This window comes from Pseudomonas sp. MF6396 (assembly GCF_002018915.1).
GTDB lineage: Bacteria > Pseudomonadota > Gammaproteobacteria > Pseudomonadales > Pseudomonadaceae > Aquipseudomonas > Aquipseudomonas palmensis.
Genome location: NZ_MVOK01000021.1, coordinates 82771 through 104001 on the forward strand (window position 1 = coordinate 82771; position 21231 = coordinate 104001).

Annotated in this window: 20 protein-coding genes and 1 pseudogene; 15 read left to right on the forward strand and 6 right to left on the reverse strand. The window is 64.8% G+C overall.

What is annotated here, in order from left to right; translation table 11 throughout:
- Positions 1-156: 156 nt before the first annotated feature.
- The 8 genes and pseudogenes from eat (at position 157) to MF6396_RS20140 (ending at position 7714) form a co-directional block, all read left to right on the forward strand.
- Positions 157-1599: pseudogene (gene eat, locus MF6396_RS20105) on the forward strand (ethanolamine permease).
- A gap of 46 nt (positions 1600-1645) precedes the next feature.
- The gene (locus tag MF6396_RS20110) at positions 1646-3040 is read left to right on the forward strand and encodes an ethanolamine ammonia-lyase subunit EutB (protein ID WP_078481396.1); all 1395 of its coding nucleotides are present in this window, start codon (positions 1646-1648) and stop codon (positions 3038-3040) included.
- 7 nt (positions 3041-3047) lie between these two features.
- Entirely contained in the window at positions 3048-3875 is an 828-nt protein-coding gene (gene eutC / locus MF6396_RS20115) for an ethanolamine ammonia-lyase subunit EutC (protein WP_054916334.1), read from the forward strand.
- A 108-nt stretch (positions 3876-3983) separates the two neighbouring features.
- A complete protein-coding gene (locus MF6396_RS20120; RefSeq protein ID WP_043863924.1) occupies positions 3984-4442 on the forward strand; it encodes a GNAT family N-acetyltransferase in 459 nt (152 codons plus the stop codon).
- Between the two features lie 274 nt (positions 4443-4716).
- Positions 4717-5367 carry a DedA family protein gene (locus MF6396_RS20125; RefSeq protein WP_043863945.1) on the forward strand — a complete coding sequence of 217 codons (651 nt, stop codon included), beginning with the start codon at positions 4717-4719 and terminating at the stop codon, positions 5365-5367.
- Positions 5368-5376: 9 nt separating this feature from the next.
- Entirely contained in the window at positions 5377-6192 is an 816-nt protein-coding gene (locus MF6396_RS20130) for a zinc-dependent peptidase (RefSeq protein WP_043863925.1), read from the forward strand.
- Between the two features lie 91 nt (positions 6193-6283).
- A complete protein-coding gene (gene ppa / locus MF6396_RS20135; RefSeq protein ID WP_043863926.1) occupies positions 6284-6811 on the forward strand; it encodes an inorganic diphosphatase in 528 nt (175 codons plus the stop codon).
- Positions 6812-7003: 192 nt separating this feature from the next.
- A complete protein-coding gene (locus MF6396_RS20140; protein ID WP_043863927.1) occupies positions 7004-7714 on the forward strand; it encodes a LexA family transcriptional regulator in 711 nt (236 codons plus the stop codon).
- A gap of 256 nt (positions 7715-7970) precedes the next feature.
- Here the strand turns inward: MF6396_RS20140 and MF6396_RS20145 are convergent, their stop codons facing one another.
- The 3 genes from MF6396_RS20145 to MF6396_RS20155 form a co-directional block, all read right to left on the reverse strand.
- Positions 7971-10400, reverse strand: a complete 2430-nt coding sequence (locus MF6396_RS20145) for a TonB-dependent siderophore receptor (protein ID WP_078481397.1) — start codon at positions 10398-10400, stop codon at positions 7971-7973.
- Positions 10401-10513: 113 nt separating this feature from the next.
- Positions 10514-11461 (reverse strand): FecR domain-containing protein, encoded by a 948-nt coding sequence (locus tag MF6396_RS20150; RefSeq protein WP_078481399.1) that lies wholly within the window; start codon positions 11459-11461, stop codon positions 10514-10516.
- Positions 11461-11961 (reverse strand): sigma-70 family RNA polymerase sigma factor, encoded by a 501-nt coding sequence (locus tag MF6396_RS20155; protein ID WP_043863930.1) that lies wholly within the window; start codon positions 11959-11961, stop codon positions 11461-11463. Before MF6396_RS20155 ends, MF6396_RS20150 begins: the two co-directional genes overlap by 1 nt.
- Before the next feature lie 235 nt (positions 11962-12196).
- On the opposite strand from MF6396_RS20155, the gene MF6396_RS20160 reads away from it, so the two are divergent.
- The 6 genes from MF6396_RS20160 (at position 12197) to MF6396_RS20185 (ending at position 17423) form a co-directional block, all read left to right on the forward strand.
- Positions 12197-12775 carry a TetR/AcrR family transcriptional regulator gene (locus MF6396_RS20160; protein ID WP_078481400.1) on the forward strand — a complete coding sequence of 193 codons (579 nt, stop codon included), beginning with the start codon at positions 12197-12199 and terminating at the stop codon, positions 12773-12775.
- 156 nt (positions 12776-12931) lie between these two features.
- Entirely contained in the window at positions 12932-14008 is a 1077-nt protein-coding gene (locus tag MF6396_RS20165) for an ABC transporter substrate-binding protein (protein WP_052504310.1), read from the forward strand.
- Entirely contained in the window at positions 14005-14838 is an 834-nt protein-coding gene (locus tag MF6396_RS20170) for an ABC transporter permease (RefSeq protein ID WP_078481402.1), read from the forward strand. Before MF6396_RS20165 ends, MF6396_RS20170 begins: the two co-directional genes overlap by 4 nt.
- Positions 14835-15602: an ABC transporter ATP-binding protein gene (locus MF6396_RS20175; protein WP_078481403.1), complete on the forward strand. Its 768-nt coding sequence runs from the start codon at positions 14835-14837 to the stop codon at positions 15600-15602. Before MF6396_RS20170 ends, MF6396_RS20175 begins: the two co-directional genes overlap by 4 nt.
- A 77-nt stretch (positions 15603-15679) precedes the next feature.
- The gene (locus MF6396_RS20180) at positions 15680-16234 is read left to right on the forward strand and encodes an OsmC family protein (protein ID WP_078481405.1); all 555 of its coding nucleotides are present in this window, start codon (positions 15680-15682) and stop codon (positions 16232-16234) included.
- Positions 16227-17423, forward strand: a complete 1197-nt coding sequence (locus tag MF6396_RS20185) for a flavin-containing monooxygenase (protein ID WP_078481406.1) — start codon at positions 16227-16229, stop codon at positions 17421-17423. Before MF6396_RS20180 ends, MF6396_RS20185 begins: the two co-directional genes overlap by 8 nt.
- Here MF6396_RS20185 and MF6396_RS20190 read toward each other — a convergent pair.
- Positions 17366-18430: a D-cysteine desulfhydrase family protein gene (locus tag MF6396_RS20190; RefSeq protein ID WP_078481407.1), complete on the reverse strand. Its 1065-nt coding sequence runs from the start codon at positions 18428-18430 to the stop codon at positions 17366-17368. The genes MF6396_RS20185 and MF6396_RS20190 overlap by 58 nt on opposite strands.
- A 126-nt stretch (positions 18431-18556) precedes the next feature.
- On the opposite strand from MF6396_RS20190, the gene MF6396_RS20195 reads away from it, so the two are divergent.
- Positions 18557-19453 (forward strand): LysR substrate-binding domain-containing protein, encoded by an 897-nt coding sequence (locus tag MF6396_RS20195; protein WP_058541906.1) that lies wholly within the window; start codon positions 18557-18559, stop codon positions 19451-19453.
- Positions 19454-19472: 19 nt separating this feature from the next.
- Here the strand turns inward: MF6396_RS20195 and MF6396_RS20200 are convergent, their stop codons facing one another.
- Positions 19473-20024 (reverse strand): NADAR family protein, encoded by a 552-nt coding sequence (locus tag MF6396_RS20200; RefSeq protein ID WP_078481408.1) that lies wholly within the window; start codon positions 20022-20024, stop codon positions 19473-19475.
- Positions 20025-20129: 105 nt separating this feature from the next.
- Positions 20130-21230 carry a cytochrome-c peroxidase gene (locus MF6396_RS20205; protein WP_078481410.1) on the reverse strand — a complete coding sequence of 367 codons (1101 nt, stop codon included), beginning with the start codon at positions 21228-21230 and terminating at the stop codon, positions 20130-20132.
- Position 21231 lies beyond the last annotated feature (1 nt).

Consider the following 21231-nt stretch of genomic DNA (forward strand, 5'->3'; position numbering starts at 1 on the left):
CAAGCTTCAAGCAGCAAGAAAAAGCAGACCCCATGCGATTTGCCTTCTCTTGCGGCTTGCAGCTTGAAGCTTGCAGCTGTTCTGGCCCCTTTCGTGCAAGACCATCCCCACAGGCCGGCACCCGCCGGTGACTAAAAAAAGAACAGGTGAATCCCCATGCCAAGCGATCATTCCGGCAACGCGCCGGCTTCCGTCGATTTCGAAAAGGTCGGTTCCGAGTATTTCCAGCAACGTGAACTGAAAAAAGGTGCCGCAGGCTGGGTCCTGCTGGTGGGTCTGGGCGTCGCCTACGTGATCTCCGGCGACTACGCCGGGTGGAACTTCGGCCTGGCCCAGGGTGGCTGGGGCGGCATGTTCCTGGCCACGCTGCTGATGGCCACGATGTACCTGTGCATGTGTTTTTCGCTGGCCGAACTGTCCTCGATGATCCCCACCGCCGGCGGTGGCTACGGCTTCGCCCGCAGCGCCTTCGGGCCCTGGGGCGGGTTTCTGACCGGCACCGCGATCCTCATCGAATACGCCATCGCCCCCGCCGCCATCGCGGTGTTCATCGGCGCGTACTGCGAATCGCTGTTCGGCATAGGCGGCTGGGTGATCTACCTGGCGTTCTACATCATCTTCATCGGCATCCACATTTTCGGCGTGGGCGAAGCGCTCAAGCTGATGTTCATCATCACCGCCGTGGCCGCGATTGCCTTGGCGGTGTTCCTGATCGCGATGGTGCCGCACTTCGATTCGAACAACCTGTTCGACATCGCCAAGACCGACGCAGCCGGCGCCAGCAGCTTCCTGCCGTTCGGCTACGTCGGCGTGTGGGCGGCAATCCCCTATGCCATCTGGTTCTTCCTGGCGGTCGAAGGCGTGCCGCTGGCCGCCGAAGAAACCAAGAACCCCAAGCGCGACCTGCCCCGCGGCCTGATCGGTGCGATGCTGGTGCTGCTCAGCTTCGCGCTGCTGATCCTGGTGATCGGCCCGGGCGGCGCCGGCGCCGAAGCACTGAAAAGCTCGGGCAACCCGCTGGTGGAGGCGCTGGCCAAGGCCTACGGCGGCTCGACCTGGATGGGCGGCTTCGTCAACCTGGTGGGCCTGGCTGGCCTGATCGCCAGCTTCTTCTCGATCATCTACGCCTATTCGCGGCAGATCTTCGCCCTGTCGCGCGCCGGCTACCTGCCGCGCAAGCTGTCGCAGACCAACCGCAGCAAGGCCCCGGTACTGGCGCTGATCATCCCCGGCATCATCGGCTTTGCGCTGTCGCTGACCGGCTAGGGCGACCTGCTGATTCTGGTGGCGGTATTCGGCGCTACGCTGTCCTATGTACTGATGATGGCCGCGCACATCACCCTGCGCATAAAACGCCCCAAAATGGAGCGTCCGTACCGTACCCCGGGCGGCATCTTCACCTCGGGCGTGGCGCTGGTGCTGGCCTGCCTGGCGGTGGTCGCAGGTTTCCTGGTCGACCCACGGGTGGTGATTGGCGCTGCGATCATCTATGGCGTGCTGATTGCGTACTTTGCCTTCTATAGCCGACACCACCTGGTGGCCGGCACGCCGGAGGAAGAGTTTGCCGCGATCCAGAAGGCCGAAGAGGCCTTGCACTGACCGCCCCGCGCCGCAGGCCTGGCCTGCGGCGCCATGGAGATTGCGTATGAGCAGTTTTGTACACACGGTGGGCACCCAGACCTACCGCTTCGACAGCCTCAAGGACGTCATGGCCAAGGCCAGCCCGGCCCGCCCCGGCGACTTTCTCGCCGGGGTGGCGGCCGGCAACGACGCCGAACGGGTGGCCGCGCAGATGGCGCTGGCCGATATCCCGCTCAGTCACTTCCTCAGCGAGGCGCTGATCCCTTACGAAGACGACGAAGTCACCCGCCTGATCATCGACACCCACGACAAACAGGCCTTTGCCGCCGTCAGCCACCTGACCGTGGGCGGGCTGCGCGACTGGCTGCTGAGCGAGCAGGCCGACGAAGACAGCCTGCGCGCCCTGGCCCCGGGGCTGACCCCGGAAATGGCCGCTGCGGTCTCGAAGATCATGCGCGTGCAGGACCTGGTGCTGGTGGCGCAGAAGATCCGCGTGGTCACGCGCTTTCGCGGCACCCTGGGCCTGCGCGGGCGCCTGTCCACCCGCCTGCAGCCCAACCACCCCACGGATGAGCCGGCCGGCATCGCCGCGAGCATTCTCGACGGCCTGCTGTACGGCAACGGCGACGCCATGATCGGCATCAACCCGGCCACCGACAGTATCGCCTCGATCTGTGCCCTGCTGGAGATGCTCGACGCGATCATCCAGCGCTACGACATCCCCACCCAGGCCTGTGTGCTGACCCACGTCACCACCTCGATCGAGGCCGTCAACCGCGGCGTACCGCTGGACCTGGTGTTCCAGTCCATTGCCGGCACCGAGGCGGCCAACGCCAGTTTCGGCATCAACCTCAACCTGTTGCAGGAAGGCTACGACGCCGGCCTGAGCCTGAACCGCGGTACCCTCGGGCAGAACCTGATGTACTTCGAGACCGGCCAGGGCAGCGCGCTGTCGGCCAACGCGCACCATGGCGTCGACCAGCAGACCTGCGAAACCCGGGCCTATGCCGTGGCACGGCATTTCAAGCCGTTTCTGGTCAACACCGTGGTCGGCTTCATCGGCCCGGAGTACCTGTACAACGGCAAGCAGATCATCCGCGCCGGCCTGGAAGACCACTTCTGCGGCAAGCTGCTGGGCGTGCCGATGGGCTGCGATATCTGCTACACCAACCATGCCGAGGCCGACCAGGACGACATGGACACGCTGCTGACGCTGCTGGGGGTGGCCGGGATCAACTTCATCATGGGCATCCCCGGCTCCGACGACATCATGCTCAACTACCAGACCACCTCGTTCCACGACGCGCTGTACGCACGCCAGACCCTGGGCCTGAAACCGGCCCCGGAGTTCGAGGCGTGGCTGGCGCGCATGGGCATCTTCACCCAGGCCGATGGCCGGGTGCGGTTTGGCGACAACCTGCCACCGGCCTTCCGCCAGGCGCTGGCGCAACTGGGATAAGCGAGCCATGGACAAGCAACCCACGCAGCACGACAACAGCGACAACCCCTGGCTCGACCTGCGCCGCCTGACCCCGGCGCGCATCGCCCTGGGGCGCACCGGTACCAGCCTGCCGACCCGCGCACAGCTGGACTTCCAGTGCGCCCACGCCCAGGCCCGCGATGCCGTGCACCTGGCATTCGACCATGCGGGCCTGCGCGAACAGCTGAGCGAACGCGGGCGCGACAGCATCCTCTTGCACAGCGCCGCCAGCGACCGCCACAGCTACCTGCAACGCCCGGACCTGGGGCGGCGCCTGCATGAGGAATCGGCCCGGCAACTGCGCGAGCATGCCCAGGCCAACCCGGGCGGGGTCGACCTGGCGATCATCGTGGCCGACGGCCTCTCGGCCCTGGCGGTGCACCGGCACACGCTGCCGTTTCTCAACCGTCTGCAGGAGCACATCGATGCCGAGGGATGGTCCACCGCCCCGGTGGTGCTGGTGGAGCAGGGCCGGGTGGCGGTGGCCGATGAAGTCGGCGAATTGCTGGGCGCGAAAATGACTGTGATCCTGATCGGCGAACGTCCGGGCCTGAGCTCCCCCGACAGCCTGGGCCTGTATTTCACCTACAGCCCCAGGGTCGGCCTCACCGACGCCTACCGCAACTGCATTTCCAACGTACGCCTGGAGGGGCTGAGCTACGGCATGGCCGCCCACCGCCTGCTGTACCTGATGCGCGAGGCCTGCCGTCGGCAGCTCTCGGGGGTCAACCTGAAGGATGAAGCCCAGGTCCAGACCCTGGAATCAGACGCCGACACCCCTAAAAATGGAAACTTCTTACTCGGCAATGATTGAGAACTGACCACTTTTTAGCGGATTGCGCTTTTTTCGCGCTTTAGGCAGCATCTGGGGTGACGGCTGCCCGAGGTTCGCCGCCACTCCCCATGGACCCGAGGCCTGCTTATGCGAATTATCAAAGCAACTCTTGAGCATCTGGATCTGCTCGCCCCTCTGTTCGTCAAATACCGCGAGTTCTATGGGCAATTGCCCTATCCGGACTCTTCGCGCTCGTTTCTGGAAAAACGCCTGGAGCGCGACGAGTCGATCATCTACCTGGCGCTGCCGGACGACGATGACAACAAGCTGATGGGTTTCTGCCAGCTGTATCCGAGCTTTTCGTCGCTGTCGCTCAAGCGCGTATGGATACTCAACGACATCTATGTGGCCGAAGACTCGCGGCGCATGCTGGTGGCTGACAACCTGATGCGCGAGGCGAAGAAACTGGCCAAGGACACCAACGCCGTGCGCCTGCGCGCCTCGACCAGCAGCGACAACGAGGTGGCAATGAAGACCTACGAGTCGATGGGGTTCAAGGCAGATACCGAGTTCAAGAGCTATATCCTCCCGATCCATTCCGACTGACGGGCATCCTTCGTCAGCAAAGCCGGCTTCCACAGGTCTGCGCACTGGCCATATAGGCGCCAGCCTTGCTGGCGATGGGCTGCATAGCAGCCCCGCTGCGCTGGGGCCCAGAAATCCGCCGCTACAAACTGCTCCGCCATAATCACGCCATGCCCGTATAATGCGGCCTTTCAATTTGTGTGAAATTTTACCCTTACCCTGGGTAACGGCTACACACTTCGCACTGCCAGTCCTCGCATGCCCGTAGAGCCGGGTCTTGAACAAGGTGCCGTACATGGATTTCAACCCGCTGGACCTCATTCTGCATCTCGATACCTACCTCGATTTGCTGGTCAACAATTACGGTCCGTGGATCTACGCCATCCTGTTCCTGGTGATCTTCTGCGAGACCGGCCTGGTCGTCATGCCGTTCCTGCCGGGCGATTCGCTGCTGTTCATCGCCGGTGCCGTGGCCGCCGGCGGCGGCATGGACCCGGTACTGCTGTGCGGCCTGCTGATGGCGGCAGCCATCCTGGGCGACAGCACCAACTACGTGATCGGGCGAACGGCCGGGGAACGCCTGTTCCGCAACCCCGACTCGAAGATCTTCCGCCGCGACTACCTGCAGCAGACCCACGACTTCTACGAACGCCATGGCGGCAAGACCGTCACCCTGGCGCGCTTCCTGCCGATCCTGCGCACCTTCGCGCCTTTCGTCGCGGGCCTGGCAAAAATGGTCTATCCGCGTTTTCTGATGTTCAGCGTCGCCGGCACCATCCTGTGGGTGTGCGGCCTGGTGACGCTGGGCTACTTCTTCGGCAACGTGCCGTTCATCAAGTCCAACCTGTCGCTGATGATCGTGGCGATCATCCTGCTGTCGCTGGTGCCGATGATCATCGGCCTGGTGCGCAGCCGCATGGGCCGTGGCCAGGCCAAGGCCCAGTAACCCGCGCACATGTGGAGCCTGAGCGCCTGGCGGCGCCGTCGTACCCTGGCCCGCTACCCGATCGAGCCGCAGCAGTGGCAGCGGGTACGCGAGGGCCTGCCGATGCTCGACGGCATCAGCGACGAAGAAGATCACTGGCTGCGTGAAGCCTGCATCCTGTTCCTGCAGCAAAAGCACCTCACCACCCTGCCCGGCGTCGACGCCGATGCCGAGCAGCGCCTGCACCTGGCGGCCCAGGCGCAACTGCCGCTGCTGCACCTGGGCGATCTGAACTGGTACCAGGGCTTCCATGAAATCGTGCTGTACCCCGATGACTTCGTCAGCCCCCAGCGCCACCGTGATGCCAGCGGTGTGGAGCATGAATGGGACGGCGAACACAGTGGCGAGGCCTGGCAGCAGGGCCCGGTGATCCTGGCCTGGCCCGGGGTGCTGGCCAGCGGTGGCTGGGAAGGCTACAACCTGGTGATTCACGAACTGGCGCACAAGCTCGACATGCTCAACGGCGATGCCAATGGCCTGCCGCCGCTGCATGACAGCATGCGCGTGGCGGACTGGGCGCAGGCCATGCAGCAGGCCTACGACGATCTCAACCGCCAGCTTGACCGCAACCCCGATGCCGAAACGGCCATCGACCCCTACGCCGCGGAAAACCCGGCCGAATTCTTCGCCGTGACCAGCGAGTACTTCTTCAGTGCCCCGGACCTGCTGATGCAGGCCTACCCCGCGGTTTACGCGCAACTGAGCGCGTTCTACCGCCAGGATCCGCTGGCCCGCCTGCAACAGCTGCAACGTAGCCATCCGCACTACCAGCACACGACTAATTGACCAGGCCGGGCATCTGGCCGGGCGTGGCAAGCGTTACGGAATGTGCCTATAATCGCGACCAATTTTTGGCCAAACATGGGGGCAATGCCCAATGAGCTACAGCAAGATTCCGGCTGGCAAAGACCTGCCGAACGACATCTACGTCGCCATCGAGATTCCAGCCAACCACGCACCGATCAAGTACGAGATCGACAAGGACAGCGATTGCCTGTTCGTGGACCGCTTCATGGCCACCCCGATGTTCTACCCGGCCAACTACGGCTTCATCCCCAACACCCTGGCTGACGACGGTGATCCGCTGGACGTGCTGGTGGTGACCCCGTACCCGGTAGCCCCAGGTTCGGTGATCCGTGCTCGCCCGGTCGGCATCCTGCACATGACCGACGACGGCGGCGGCGACGCCAAGGTCATCGCCGTACCGCACGACAAGCTGTCGCAGCTGTACGTCGACGTCAAAGAGTACACCGACCTGCCGGCACTGCTGCTGGAGCAGATCAAGCACTTCTTCGAGAACTACAAGGATCTGGAGAAAGGCAAGTGGGTCAAGATCGACGGCTGGGGTGACGCAGAAGCGGCCCGTGCCGAGATCACCAAGTCGGTGGCAGCCTACAAGGGCTAAGCACTGCGCTTGAGGAAAAGCCCCGCGATTGCGGGGCTTTTTTGCATCTGCGGCTCGCTGCTTGAACCAACAGCGTCCGATTATTCCTACAACACCAACAGAACCCCCTGTAATACCCCCGCTTTTGCCCGCGAAACACTTCAACCCAATGTTTATATAAACCCTTCTTTTCCCTCACTAAACTCAATCACCATGAATACATCTGGTGATCGTTTGAAAGCGCTCCTGCGCGAGTGCAACCTGACCGCTTCCGACTTTGCCGCCCAGCGCGGGGTGACGCCGCAGCATGTGAACAACTGGTTCCAGCGCGGCGTGCCCATGGCGCGTCTGGACGAGATTGCCGAACTGCTGTGCGTACGCCCTCGCTGGCTACGCACCGGCGAGGGCCCCAAGCACCACAACCCGCTGCCGCGGGTCAGCCGCAACCGTGGCGAGCAGGAGCAGCAGGCCCCGGACCACAGCCTGTTCGCCGCGCATGGCGAGCAGGACGTGCTGCTGCCCTTCTACCATGCGCAGCCCCGGCAGTTTGCCGAAATCCCTGGCCGCCACCTGCGTTTGCCGCGCTGTGCGCTGGACAACCTCGGGGTCGATGCTGCGCAGGCGCTTTGCGTGAGCATGCCCGACTACAACATGAACCCCTTGCTGCAGTACGGCGCGACCTTGGCGATAGACCGCAGCCTGACCCGCGTGATCGAGGGCGAGATATACGCGCTGCTGCACAACGGGCGCTTGCGCGTGCACACCTTGAGCGAACGGGCCAATGGCGCATTGCGTCTGCACAGCCATGACGGTGACGAATTTCCGAGCGAAACCTACAGCCTGTCGCAAATCCGCAACCAGGGTCTGGAGGTACTGGGGTGGGTGTTCTGGTGGGCTCACCTGCGGGATGATCGCCCGCGCTAAAGCGGTTGCAGCGGTTTTTTTGCTGGGCATTGCGATCCATTCCCAGTATGCTGTGCCGCACTCAAGCCCCGGTTGCAGCCTTGCATCCTGAGGGCGTGGCGCGGCACACACTGCCCCCGCCACCCCCGGCCCCAGCGCCGGATCACGATTTGAAGGCGGTTGCGGCTTACCAAAAGTCAGCCAAGACTGTCCCCGAGAAGCCGGCCACAAGCCGGCTTTTTAATGCCCAGAAAAACCCTCCCCACCCCCTGAAGCATCAGTATTGGTAGCGCAGCGTCACCGCAAAATTGCGTGGATCACCGTAGTACAGGCCGCCGAAGTTGTTCGAAGTGGGCAAGGACTGGTAGTAGACCTTGTCCAGAACGTTGTTGAGGTTGTACTGCACGCTGAACTGTTGGTTGATCTGATAGTGCGCATGCAGGTTGAGCAAGGTGTAGCCGCCCTGCTTGATGTCGTACCCGGTCACGTCGGCGGCAGTGCGGCTCTGTGCATAGACATCGCCGCCCACACGCCAGTGGTCGAGGACACCGGGCAAGCGGTAGTCGGTTGCCACCTTGAGCAGGCGGCGCGGGATCTTGCGGTAGTAATCCGAACCCTTGCTGGCGCCCGCCACATATTCGGGATCGCTATAGGTATAGCCAGCGCTGACATTCCAGTTCTCCAACGGCTCGCCGGAAACTTCCAGTTCGAAGCCACGGTTACGCACTTTTGCGCCTGTTTCATAGCACTTGCTCGTCCCCGTCACACCACAGGTGGGCGACACCGGCAACGCCTCGGGCATGTTCTCCAAGCTGGTCTGGAAGATTGCCAGCGAGGTGTTCAGCCGACCATCGAAGTATTCACCCTTGATGCCGGTTTCGTAATTCTCGCCTTCGATCGGGTCAAGCAAGGTATTGCCGACACCGTAGTAACTCTGTGTCTTGTAGATCTCGGTGTAGCTGGCATACCAGGTGTGGTGCTTGTCCAGGTCCAGCACCAGCCCGGCATATGGCACCAGCCGGCCATTCTCCCGGTATTGGTCATTGGTGTAGGGGCTGGCCACCTTGTAGTCCGACCAGCTCACCCGCGTACCGACGATCAGGCTCAGGTCATCGGTCAGGCTGAAGCGCGAGGCACCATACAGGCCACGCTCCTTGCGGGTGTAGTTGTAGTCTGCGCCGATAGCATTGAGGATCGGGCTGGGCAGGGCACTGTAGTCGAAGTCGGTGATGTCGATCGTCGGGTTGTTGGTGGCGCTCTTGATCACCGCGTCGAACTCGTCCTTGCGCGTGTTGGCCCCGAGCATCAACTGATGCTTGCGCCCGAACAGCTCGAAAGGCCCGGTAGCATAGAGGTCCAGGGCGAACTGGGTGTCTTCGTAATCGGCCTGGGAGACGGTCATGCGATAGTTGTCGCCCGCTACCCGGTTCGGGTACGCGGAGAGAAAGTCGGCGTTCGACCAGATCGCATTCATGGCCAGGGTCAACTTCCACTCGTTGTCGAAGGTGTGCGTGAGGTCGCTGAACAGCGTGTAGTTGTTGCGATCCAGATGGGCCCACTTGCCGTTGAGGTTGGTGGAACGCGAAAGCGGATAGAAGGAGCCGTCACGACGAGTGTTCAAGCCGCCCCAGTCATAGCCGTTCTGGTTGTCTTTCTGGAGAGTGGCGCCCACCGTCAGTACGGTGGAATCGTTCAGATCCGCCTCCCCCACCAGGTACAGCAACTGGTTGTCACGCTCGGAGCCGTCGCGATAGCTGTTGGCGTTGTTGTAGTAGGCCACTGCACGGCCGCGAACATTGCCCGTAGGGGTCAGTGGCCCGGAAACATCCACCTGGCCACGGTAGTTGTCCCAGGAGCCTGCCCCCAGCTCCGCGCCCAGACGAAAGTCCTGGGTCGGCCGTTTGCGTACCAGGTTGATCGCCGCCGACGGGTTGCCCGTGCCCTGCATCAGGCCATTGGCGCCGCGTACGACCTCGACGCGGTCATAGATGGCCATGTTCGAGGTGGACATGACGTCCATGGAGTAGTTTTCCGAGATGTTGGTCGGAATGCCGTCATATTGCAGGTCGCTGATCTCGAAGCCGCGCGAGTAATAGGTGGAGCGATCAGTGCCGATCTTGGTGAGGGTGATACCGGTCGCCGTGCGCGCGATGTCGTCCAGGCTCTGGATGTTCTGGTCGTCCATCCTCTTGCGGGTGATCACCGTCACCGACTGCGGTGTTTCCCGCAGGCTCAGGGCGAGCTTGGTCGCCGTGTTGGTCGAACCCGTGGTGTACGAACCGGTGCCCTCGGTCGTGGCGCCCAGGCCCTGCCCGTTGACGGTGGTGGCGCCGAGCACGACCGCGTCCGAGGAACCGTCCTGGACCAGCAGATACCCACCATTGGCCTGGCGCTGAGCGCGCAAGCCGCTGTTGGACAGCAGCAGCGCCAGCCCCTCATCGACCCCATAGGCACCATCAAGGCCCGGGGTGGTCAGCGCATGGATCTGCCGCGGATCGAAGGAAATCGTCACACCCGCCTGCACGCCGAACTGGGTCAGCGCGCTACCCAGCGGGCCTGCGCCGATGTGGTAGGCGATACGGCTCTGGGCGTGAGCCGCAGCAGGCATCAGCACCACCCCCGGCACACTCGCCATCGTCAGGCCGAACATCGCCAGGCGCACTGCGCGGGGCAATGAGATCGAGGGGGAGAAGCAAAGCTGGGGCATGAAATGATCCTTCTGTTGTCTTGGCAGAAATCCGCTGTCATCGCGGCTCCTGTCATTGACGGATGAGAATCATAATCAGCAAGGTGCTCCGCGTATTTTCTGTCAGTGACGGTTCAGACGGCTTCGACACTGACCCAGTAGCGGGTCAGGTAACGCAGCTTCACCGGCAAGGTCCGGGTCAGGTTTTCCAGGACCGCATCTGTATCGTCGATACGGAACGCTCCGGAAATGCTCAGGTCGCGAACCGCCCCGGCGCAGCGCAGCACGCCCGGGCGATAGCGCCCCAGCTCGTCGATGAACTCCCCGAGGCGCCACTCGTTGACACTCAGCATGCCCTGCACCCACGCGGTCGAACCCTGTGCCAAGACACCGGCAGGATCGGCGCGATCAGGATCGAACGCCGCCTGCTGACCGGCCTCCAGACGCACTGCCCGCTCCGGGTGACGGCGAGGACGGAGCTCGACCGCCGACTGCAGCACCCCCACGCGGGTCCGGTCCGTCATCTGGCGCACGCTGAAGCGCGTCCCGCGCGCGTGGATGCGCCCGTCCTGGGTTTCGACGATAAACGGCCGCTGCCCAGGATCCTTGGCGGTTTGCACGAGGATCTCCCCGCGGTAAAGACGGATAAGCCGAAGTTGCCCGTCGAAGCTCGCATCCAGCGCGGTGTTGGCGTTGAGTTCCAGCTGCGACCCGTCGTCCAGCCGCAGCGAGCGACGCTCGCGCGCGCCCGTGCTCTGCTGAGCGAACAGGCCATGGTTCGCCAGCGGTTTGCCGATCATCCAGCTGCTGCCCCCGACGGCCAGCAACACGCCGAGGATCTTCAATACCTCGCGGCGTTGCGCCTGGGCCGCATCCAGCCCTGACCGGGCGGCATGTGCGGGTACCGTTGCCCATTGCCGCTGGAACGCCTCGACCCGCGCCCATGCCTCGGCGTGCGAAGGATCTGCCCCCAACCATTGCTGCCAGGCCCGGGTGCAGGCCTCGTCCACCCCTGCATCGTTGAGCTGCACGTACCAGGTCGCAGCAGCTTCGAGGGTCCGACGATCGAGCGCCGCGCTCATCAGTTGTCCGCCAGCAGCAGGCACTCGGTCATGGCTCGCACCAGATGGTTCTTCACCGTGGTGACCGAGACCCCGAGGCGTTCGGCCACCGCCACATAGGTCTGCCCTTCCAGCTGCACCGACAGAAAGATCTCCCGGGTACGCTTGCCCAGCCCGTCCAGCAGGCTGTCGACCGCCACCAGCATCTCGAGAATGGACAAGCGCACCTCAGGTGATACCTCGACCGGTTCAGGCTTCTGCGCCAGGGCCACCAGATACGCCTGCTCGATCGCCCGTCGCCTCGACTTGTCGATCAACAGCGAGCGCGCAATTGCAGTCAGGTAGCCCCGCGGCTCTCGGATCGGCGCGGCGTTGCGTGCCGTCATGACCCGCACGAAGGTGTCCTGGGCCAGATCCGCCGCATCGGCCGAATTGCCCAGGCGCATGCGCAACCAGCCTTTCAGCCAACCGTTGTGTTCGGAATAAAGCTGGTGAAGTGCCAAAGGCTCGAGTGCGGACATAAGGGGGCCATTAATATGCAAATGGTAATTGATCGCATTATTTAGGGCGAGCGCAGTTCGTGCAAGGGGCAATCCGCCCGCCAGGTGTGCATCTGGCCTGATGATGCCCAGGGCAAACTACGCACCTGCCCCCTCCCCCTGCCCGCGAAAACCCAACCTCCAGCACTTTCCCTGATGACACCCCACCCATTAAGTTGCACTCTGCACCAAACTGATTCAGCCGGAACCGATTTTGATGGAAAGCACACCCCCGACCGTTGCCGCCGAGCGCCTGCTGGAAAGCGCGCGACGGCTGTTCTGCCGTGAAGGCATTCATGCAACGGGCGTTTCGCGCCTGCTCAGCGATGCCAAGGTCGCGCGGCGCACGCTGTACGAGACCTATGGCTCCAAGGAGAACCTGCTGCGTGCCGTGTTCGATCGCGAGGCAGCGATGTGGTTTGGCTGGTTTGACCAGGCACTGCCTCAGCGTACCGACGACCCGGAGCAACGCCTGATCTTTATGTTCGACCTGCTCGAGGAATGGTTCGCCAGCGGGCGCTTCTTCGGCTGCCTGTTCACCAACGCCGTCGCCGAACACGACAAGTCTTCCAGCTGGGTACGTGACCTGGCCCAGGCACACTTCGATCGGGTGCATGACCGCATCGAGCAACTGGCCGCGGCCTGCGGGCTGCCGGAACCGGCCTGGGTCGCGCAGCAGATCTCGCTGCTGATCGACGGTGCCATCGCCACCGCGATGGTCTCGCGCAACGCCAGAAGCGCACAGGTTGCGCGCTCGATCCTGCTGACCCTGCTGCGCGAAGCGAAAGCCGCCTAGCCCGCCCCCTGCACCGCTGCCGGTGCAGGCCTCGGCGCCTATATGCTAACGAGGCATAAGCTAAGCTTAAAATATTAGTTCTGCTTATATCGCAGATCTCACATACTTCACGCGCCTGCCGAGAACGATCGGTCTACCTGTTTTGGGATGCGTGTGATGAGAGATTTTTTCCAGCGATTGTTCTCCACCAGTGGCGCGCAAGCGACGCCCGCACTCCAGTCCAACCTGAGCCGCCGCTCGTTCATGTGCGCCTGTGGCTGCGGCATGCTGGCGCTGAGCGCCGCCGGTACCGCGCTGCTGGCAGCGGCCAGCAAGGTCGAAGCTGCCACCGGCGGGCCGCTGCTGCGTGTGGGGCACATGCCCGCCGGCTGCGTGTCGCACCTGCTGCTGGCAAAGCTGCGCGGTGATTTTGCGGCGGCGGGCCTGCAGGTGGAGCTGACGCAATTCAACAGCCCAAGCGATGCCCTGCAGGCCTTGTTGGCAGGTCGCCTGGAACTGATGCACGGGCCCTGGACCATGACCGCAGCCGCCTACGCCAAGGGCACCCAGGAGCTGCGCATCATCGGTGGCTCGGGGCAAGGCGGCATCGAACTGGTGGCGCGCAACGGCTCGGTGGCCAGCCTGGATGAATTCATCGCCGCCGCAGGCAGCGGCCTGCGCGTCGGCACCCTGCGCCTGGATACCCTGGAACTGGTGGGCTATGGCTCGATGGCGCGCCACGGCAAATCCTACAACGACTATCAGATGACTTTCTTCCCGAGCATGGCCGGGATGGGCGAAGCCATCGCCAACGGCCGCCTCGACGTGTGCACCCTGGCACAGCCCTATGCCCAGAACGTGGTCAGCACCACCGGCGCACGCTACCTGAGCGACTCCAACGCGGTGTGGGGCCCGGAGGCCGCCGACTGCGTGATCACCACGCAGGTGCGCACCAGCCAGGAACAGGGGCCGCTGCTCAAACGCTACCTGGAACTGCTGCAGGCATCGGCCACTGCGATGAAAGCCGACTTCGACAACGCCATCCAGCAATTGCAGCCGATCTACGGGGTATCCAACGAGGTGCTCAAGGTGGCCCTGGCACGCCAGGCGCCCAACCCGGTCATCAGCCCGGTAGGCGTGGCCGGCCTCAAGCGCGGCGCCGGCTACCTGGTCGAACTGGGCTACTTCACCGACAACCCGATCGATGCGGTTCTCGACCTGCGTCATCAACCTGCTGCCCAGGTGACGGGATGAACCAGGCCGTTCTGACCCTGAGCCGGCAGCCCGACGCACGCCGTGCCCCGCGTTATCTGGACGCGCTGCGCGACACGCTGTGGTTCCTGCTGGCGTGGGCATTGCTGATCGGCGCATGGGAGCTGGCGGTGCAGTCTGGCTGGCTGGATGGCCGCGTACTCCCGCCTCCCAGCGTGACCCTGCCGTATGCGTTTTCCGGCGAAGCGGTGGTGGGTTTCGGGCAGCAGCGCAGCGGCTTGCTGGAGGCCTTGCTGGTGACCCTGCTGCGGGTCAGCGGCGGGTTGCTGGCTGGCAGCCTGGTGGCACTGCTGCTGGCGGTGATCACCACCGAGGTGAAGCTGCTGCGCCGCCTGATCCTGCCGCTGGTGCAGACCCTGGCGCCGATCTCACCGGTGGCCTGGGTCCCCTTCACCATCGCGGTGATCGGCATCGGCGGACAGGCCGCGGTGTTCGTGGTGTTCCTGGCCGTGCTGGGCACCATGACGCTGTCGCTGGTCGCCGCGCTGGATGCCATCGACCCGCAGTACCTGAACATCGCCCGCAACCTGAGGTGCACGCGCCAGCAGATCTGGCTGCGCGTGCGACTGCCGGCAATCGCCCCCAGCGCGATGACCAGCCTGCGCATGGCGTTCTTCGGCGCGTGGATGGCGGTGCTGGCCGGGGAGATGGCGGGAATCAATTCCGGGTTGGGCTACATGATCATCATGGCCCAGCAGATGTACAACATGCCGTTGGTGATGGTGGGTGTGATGACCATTGGTGTCGTGGGTTTCGTGGTGGATCGCCTGATGCTGTTGCTCGGACGCCGCCTCACCGGGTGGGCGTCATGAGCCGGGGCGCCACGCTGAGTTTTCGTGGCCTGAGCAAGCAGTTCGAAGGCGGCACACGGGTCGAGGTGGGTGACCTGGATATCAAGGCCGCCAGTTTCACCGTGCTGCTGGGGCGCAGCGGGTGCGGCAAGAGCACCCTGCTCAACATCGCCGCGGGCCTGCAGCAACCCAGCACCGGGCAGCTGCTGTACGACGGCCAGGCAGTGAGCGGCAACCAGCCCGACAGTGCGCTGATCTTCCAGCAGAACAACCTGTTCCCGTGGATGAGTGCGGTGGAAAACATTGCCATCGCCCTGCTCAACCGCGGGCTTGACCGTGAAGCGGCCACCCGGCGCGCCGAGCAGTTGCTTGCCGACGTGGGCCTGGCCGAATTCGCCCGGCACCGGCCGGCGGCATTGTCCGGCGGCATGTGCCAGCGCATCGCCCTGGCCAGGGCACTGGCCCTGGAGCCACGCCTGCTGCTGCTCGACGAGCCGTTTTCGGCACTGGACGCACAGACCCGGCGCCTGATGCAGGACCAGTTGCTGCGCGCCTGGAACACCAGCGGCGCCACGGTGCTGATGGTGACCCACGACCTGCAGGAGGCGCTGCTGCTGGCCGACCGTATCGTGCTGATGGCCAGCACGCCCCACGGCCGCATCGCCCAGATCCTGGAAATCGACCTGCCGCGCCCGCGCCAGGTGCGCTCGGCGCAACTGCTTGACCTGCAAGAACGGCTGGACGCGTTTCTAACCCACGAAACCCGGCTGGCCGAGCATTTCTAGTCGACACGGGACCTCCCGATTAACTGATTGGCACACGGTCATTCGACCGCCATGCCGCCCCTTGAAGAGCACAGACCATGAGTGAAACCACCCACCGCGTCACCATCAACGGCCTCCAGGCCAACGCCGGCCGAGCAGTTCGCGAACGCATCCGGGCCGATGGCGAGGGTGACATCGCACGCCCGCTCTACCACACCAGTGTGCGTTGGACCGAGGGCTACCAGACCCTCACCAAGGTCAAGTCCGGTGCCGTGCTGCACGGCGACGAGCCCTGCGCCTACGGTGGCGCCGGCCTGGGCGCCACGCCCCAGGAACTGTTGCTGGCGGGTATCGGCAACTGCCTAGCGGCCACCTACATCGGCGGCCTGTCGGCATCCGGAGTCAAGGTCAACAGCCTGGTGCTGGACGTGAGCGGCCGCGTGGATTTTCGCGCCGCATTTGGCGTGACCAGCGGCAACCCGGGCTTTGAAAGCATCCAGGTGCAGGTGTCGATCGATACCGAAGAATCACCCGAGCGCGTGGACGCATTGCTGGCCAAGCTGCTGCCGACCGCGCCGATCCCCGACACCATCATGCGTCCCGTGCCCCTGACGGTGGAGGTGCAACACACCGGCGGCGCCACCCATGGCTGACAACGCGCACAGGGTGCTGGTGGTGGGTGGCGGGCCGGCGGGGCTGTCCTGCGCCTACGAGCTGGTACGCGCCGGCCTGCGCCCGCTGGTGCTGGAGCGCACGCAGGCCGTGGGCGACGTGTGGCGCAACCACTATGACGGCCTGCGCCTGAACACCGGGCGCTGGTTTTCCGGGTTGCCGGGCGGGCGCTTTCCGTGGGCGGCAGGCCGCTGGCCGAGCCGCGATGACCTGGCCCGGGTGCTGGCGTCACTGCCGGCCCGGGGCGGCTTCGAGGTGCTGACCGGGTGCGAAGTGGAATCGGTCGGCTGCCTTCAGGCGCAATCGATGTGGCAGGTGCGCTGCCGTGATGGCCGCGAGTGGCGCGCACCGGCGCTGGTGGTCGCCACCGGTACCTCGTGCGTACCGTCGATCCCGCAGTGGCCGGGGGCACAGCGCTTTGCCGGGCAGATCGTGCATGCCGCGCACTTCGGCAATGCACGTGCCTACGCCGGCAAGCACGTGGTGGTGGTCGGCAGCGGCAATTCGTCCTGCGAGATAGCCAGCCGCCTGGTGCCCCATGCCGCGTCGGTCACGCTGTCGGTGCGGCGCGCGCCGCACTTTCTGCCCAAGAGCCTGTTCGGCGTGCCGCTGGCGGCACTGGGTACGCTGATCCGTCGGCTGCCACCCCGCGCGAGCGACGCGGTGCTGAGCTGGTTGTCGCGGCGCTGGGTCGGCGACCTGTCGGCCTACGGCCTGCCACCACCGGCACAGGGCGTGTCCGGGCTGGGCAGTGTCACGCCGACGCTGTTCATTCCGGTGATCGACGACCTGAAACAGCGCCGCATCAAGGTGGTCGGCCCGCTGCTGGAACTGAACGAGCAAGGCGCCGTGGCCCACACCGGCATCGACCGCACCGAGCGCTGCACGCTGCGCATGGACGTGATCGTTGCGGGCACCGGCTACACCACCGGCCTGGAGGCGCTGATCCAGTACCCCAAGGCGCTCACGGCAGACGGCAAGCCGACCGTGGATGACGACGGCCAGTCGAGCGTTGCGCGGGGCCTGTTCTTCATCGGTTACCGCAACCCCTTGAGCGGGCAACTGCGCGAAATCGGCCTGCAGGCGCCTGGCGTGGCAAGGGCGGTCAAGGGCTATCTCGACGCCACGCAACTGGCGCCTTGCACCGGCTCGGCGAAGGTTTCCCTGTAGGCGTAAAGCCCCGGGGTACCACCGGTCATGATGAACAGCACGTTATCGCCGCGGCGATAGCGGCCCTGTCGCAGATCGGCCAGCAGCCCGGCGAAGGCCTTGCCCGAGTACACCGGGTCCACCAGCACACCTTCGCAGCGCGCCATCAGGCGCACCGCTTCGAGCATGGCCTGGGTCGGCAGCCCGTAGCCTTCGCCCAACTGGCTGCCATCGATGTTGATCGCACTCGCATCGAGGCTTGCAGCATGGCCCAGCAAGGCCAGCGCCTGGCGAGTCAACTGCAGGGTCGTGGCCGCCGCGGTCTGCTGGTCGGCCAGCACCGACCAGGACCTGACGCTCGCCGCACCCCGCCCCAGTACCTCGAACCCCGCCGCAAGCCCGGCATGGGTGCCGGCGCTGCCATTGGGAACCACGACCTCGTCGAATCGCACGCCCATCGCGGTTTCCTGCTGCACGATCTCTTCGGCGCAACGGGCGTAGCCCAGGCTGCCAAGCGGCGTGGAACCGCCGGTGGGAATGACCAGCACCTTGCGACCTGCCGCACGCAACTGCTGCGCGCGCGCCTCGGCCGCTGCCAGTGCATCGGCGCCCCTGTCCAGCACCTGCACCCTGGCCCCGAACAGCTGGTCGAGCAGCACATTGCCATTGAGCTCGTAATCGCGATCGGCCCTGGGCACCGCACGGCTGAGGATCAGTTCGCATTCAAGCCCCAGCCGGGCGCACACGGCGGCCGTCAACCGGGCGTGGTTGGACTGGATGCCGCCCACGGTGATCAGGGTGTCGACGCCGTTCTTCAGCGCCTCGCCCAGGTGGAACTCCAGTTTGCGCAGCTTGTTGCCGCCACCGCCGACAAGCATGTGGTCATCGCGCTTGAGGTACAGGCCGACACCCATGGCCGGCAGGCCCAGATGGTGCTCGATACGCTCGGCGCGTTGTATGCCGGTGGCGCCCTGCAGCAGATCGGTGCGCGCGAATGCGCCCAGCGCCTGGCTCAGTACATGTCGCATGGGATGACACCTCGTGCTCTGGTTCAATGCCACGGACTATAGGGATAAACTAAAGCGCAATAAACGCACGCCAGGTTAGCAATTGGCTCACTCAACGTTAGTAATCATCACCTCTCGGATCACTCGATGAGCAAGCTCAGGCAGATGGAAGTGTTTGTTGCCGTGGTCGAGGCCGGCAGCTTTGCCGGGGCGGCTGCCGCGCTGGGGATGTCGGCGGTGATGGTGGGGCGGCATGTGCAGAGCCTTGAGAAAACCCTGAACACCCGGCTGGTTCAACGCACCACACGCCGGCAGACCATAACCGGCGAAGGCCGTATCTTCTATGCCGAGGCCAGGACCGCCCTGGAGCAGGTCGCCTACGCCTACAACCGGGTAGAAGCCTCCAGCGACGCGCCCAGTGGCCTGCTGCGGGTGACCGCGCCGATGACACTGGGGGTATCGCTGGTCGGCCCGCTGGTGACCGAGTTCATGCAGCGCTACCCGCAGGTTCAGGTCGAGCTGATCCTGAGCAACGAGGTGGTGGACCTCTACGAGAGTGCCTTCGACCTGGGCTTCAGGATCGCCGAGCTGGTTGACGCCAACCTGGTCTCGCAGCCCCTGCCGCCCTATCAGATGGTGATCTGCGCCGCCCCGAAATACCTCGAGAAGGCCGGCGAGCCGACAACACCGGAGGCGCTCCACGCCCACCGAATTCTCACCCACACCTCCTGGAACAACCGCTTTGCCTGGCCACTCAAGCAGGCTGGCAAAGAGGTGTTCTGGCCCGAGCAGGCGGTGCTTCGCAGCAACGATGGCCAGGTACTGCTGCAGGCCGCCATTGCCGGCAGCGGGATCCTGATGCAGCCGGACTTTCTGGTGGCCGCCGCGCTGGCGAACAAGGAGCTGGTGAGCATTCTGGGGGCGTATGTGCCGGCCCACAAACCGGTGCAGATGGTGTATCCACGCTCGAAGAAGTCACTGCCCAAGCTCACTGCCTTCGTCGCGTTCATCCAGGCGCGGCTCGACTTGCCGAGCCAGCCCTGATCGCAGGGCCGGCGGGCCGTCAGGCCTGCGCCGCGTCGCGCACCTGCATCAGCGCGAAGCCCAGCAGGTTCAGGCCGCGCCAGCTGTCCGGCCGGTGGGCGTTCTGGTCATCCTGCGCCAGGCCGATCCCCCACACCCGGTCCACCGGGCTGGCCTCCACGATCACCCGCGTGCCGGTGCCCTGCAGGAAGGCCCCCAGTTCCGCGTTCTGGGAAAACTTGGCCTGGTTGGCCCGCACCACGATCGCGAAACGCTCCTGTGCCCACCGCGCCTCGTCGAACCCACGCACCTGGCGTCCGAGTGCCTTGGCCGCATTGGGATCGGTCGCCTCGATGATCCGTGCCCGCGTCTGTTCATCACCAAACAGCGCCGCCTTCTCGGCCATCATGTAGTGCTCGGCCGACTGGTACGACTGCCCGCCCACCTCGAACGGCGCCACGTACCACTGGCTGAAACACGAGGCGGTGACACCCTTGCGGCTCACCTGATGGCCCCAGAAGAATACGAACTCGGGCCTTTCGCCGGCCAGGTAGCGGGACACCAGGTCCTCGAGCATCTGTGAATCGTTCACGCTGATTGCCTCTCCAATAACACCATTGCAACGGTCATCCGGCCGCAGCACCGAACGGTGCCTGCCGGCCAGGACGGTGATACTACCGCGTAATGCAGCACCCGCTCACAGCGCCTCCAGAAATGCCTTCAACGCCTTCAACTCCACCCGGTCCAGCCCCAGCGCCTCGAACTGTGCGGAGGTGACAGGAAACAGCGGATCGCCCTGCTGCCCAGGCTTCGGCACCGGCCTCGGCATGCCCACGTTGTAGAACGCCAGCACCTGATCGAGGCTGCTGGCGAAACCGTTGTGGAACCACGGGCCGGTGCGGCTCACCAGGCGCAGCGAAGGGGTGCGAAAACGCCCCACGTCCGCGGCCAGGCCGGTGACTTCATGGCGACCCAGGTCCTCGCGGCTGCGCCCGTAGAACGTCAGGCCGGCATTGTGAAAACGCTGGTCGCTCATTCCCGGCCCGAAGTGGCAGTTCATGCAGCGCGCCTTGGTGCGAAACAGGTGCAGCCCGTGTAGCTGCTGGTCACTCAGCGCAGCAGTGCGGCCGCGCAGGAAGCGCTCGAACGGCGTGCGCTGCGCGACCCGCAACAGATCGCGCTGATAGGTCGCCAGGGCTGCGGCAATCTGCTCGGCACCCAGCGCCTGCCCGGGAAACGCCACGGCAAACAGTGCCGGGTAATCGGCGCTGGCACGCAACCGGGCCACCAGTTCGTCGACGCTGAAGGCCATTTCCGCCGGATCGACGACCGGCATCAGCGCCTGGGTTTCCAGGCTGTCGGCGCGGCCATCCCAGAACAGCTGTGGGGCCAGGCCACTGGTGACCACGCTCGGCGCATTGCGCCGGCCTGGCGCACGCCCATGCCCGAACGACACCCGGCGCCCATCGGCGAACGCCAGGTCCGGCTCGTGGCACGAGGCACAGGCGATCTGCCCCGACCGCGACAGGCGCGGGTCGAAGAACAGCGTGCGCCCCAGCGCTGCCTTCTGTTCGGTGTAGGGGTTGTGCGCAGGCGAGGGTGCACGCTCGGGCAGTGGCCCCAGCTCCTGCCAGGCCACGCCGGCGTCCACCTGCGGCGCCGGCCAGTGTGCCGGCGGGCGGCTGTAGGCCTTGCGCAGGCAGGCCGCATCAGCCGATGCACACAGGGGTGCGTGGTGCTTCGCCCACAGGGCCGGGCTGGCCAGCATGAGTGCGATGCCAATCAGGAACAGGCGCATC

Excerpts from the sequence above, each read along its gene's own strand:
- MF6396_RS20110 (WP_078481396.1), top strand. The coding sequence starts at position 1,646 with ATGAGCAGTTTTGTACACACGGTGGGCACCCAGACCTACCGCTTCGAC.
- eutC (WP_054916334.1), top strand. The coding sequence starts at position 3,048 with ATGGACAAGCAACCCACGCAGCACGACAACAGCGACAACCCCTGGCTC.
- MF6396_RS20120 (WP_043863924.1), top strand. The coding sequence starts at position 3,984 with ATGCGAATTATCAAAGCAACTCTTGAGCATCTGGATCTGCTCGCCCCT.
- MF6396_RS20125 (WP_043863945.1), top strand. The coding sequence starts at position 4,717 with ATGGATTTCAACCCGCTGGACCTCATTCTGCATCTCGATACCTACCTC.
- MF6396_RS20130 (WP_043863925.1), top strand. The coding sequence starts at position 5,377 with ATGTGGAGCCTGAGCGCCTGGCGGCGCCGTCGTACCCTGGCCCGCTAC.
- ppa (WP_043863926.1), top strand. The coding sequence starts at position 6,284 with ATGAGCTACAGCAAGATTCCGGCTGGCAAAGACCTGCCGAACGACATC.
- MF6396_RS20140 (WP_043863927.1), top strand. The coding sequence starts at position 7,004 with ATGAATACATCTGGTGATCGTTTGAAAGCGCTCCTGCGCGAGTGCAAC.
- MF6396_RS20145 (WP_078481397.1), bottom strand. The coding sequence starts at position 10,400 with ATGCCCCAGCTTTGCTTCTCCCCCTCGATCTCATTGCCCCGCGCAGTG.
- MF6396_RS20150 (WP_078481399.1), bottom strand. The coding sequence starts at position 11,461 with ATGAGCGCGGCGCTCGATCGTCGGACCCTCGAAGCTGCTGCGACCTGG.
- MF6396_RS20155 (WP_043863930.1), bottom strand. The coding sequence starts at position 11,961 with ATGTCCGCACTCGAGCCTTTGGCACTTCACCAGCTTTATTCCGAACAC.
- MF6396_RS20160 (WP_078481400.1), top strand. The coding sequence starts at position 12,197 with ATGGAAAGCACACCCCCGACCGTTGCCGCCGAGCGCCTGCTGGAAAGC.
- MF6396_RS20165 (WP_052504310.1), top strand. The coding sequence starts at position 12,932 with ATGAGAGATTTTTTCCAGCGATTGTTCTCCACCAGTGGCGCGCAAGCG.
- MF6396_RS20170 (WP_078481402.1), top strand. The coding sequence starts at position 14,005 with ATGAACCAGGCCGTTCTGACCCTGAGCCGGCAGCCCGACGCACGCCGT.
- MF6396_RS20175 (WP_078481403.1), top strand. The coding sequence starts at position 14,835 with ATGAGCCGGGGCGCCACGCTGAGTTTTCGTGGCCTGAGCAAGCAGTTC.
- MF6396_RS20180 (WP_078481405.1), top strand. The coding sequence starts at position 15,680 with ATGAGTGAAACCACCCACCGCGTCACCATCAACGGCCTCCAGGCCAAC.
- MF6396_RS20185 (WP_078481406.1), top strand. The coding sequence starts at position 16,227 with ATGGCTGACAACGCGCACAGGGTGCTGGTGGTGGGTGGCGGGCCGGCG.
- MF6396_RS20190 (WP_078481407.1), bottom strand. The coding sequence starts at position 18,430 with ATGCGACATGTACTGAGCCAGGCGCTGGGCGCATTCGCGCGCACCGAT.
- MF6396_RS20195 (WP_058541906.1), top strand. The coding sequence starts at position 18,557 with ATGAGCAAGCTCAGGCAGATGGAAGTGTTTGTTGCCGTGGTCGAGGCC.
- MF6396_RS20205 (WP_078481410.1), bottom strand. The coding sequence starts at position 21,230 with ATGCGCCTGTTCCTGATTGGCATCGCACTCATGCTGGCCAGCCCGGCC.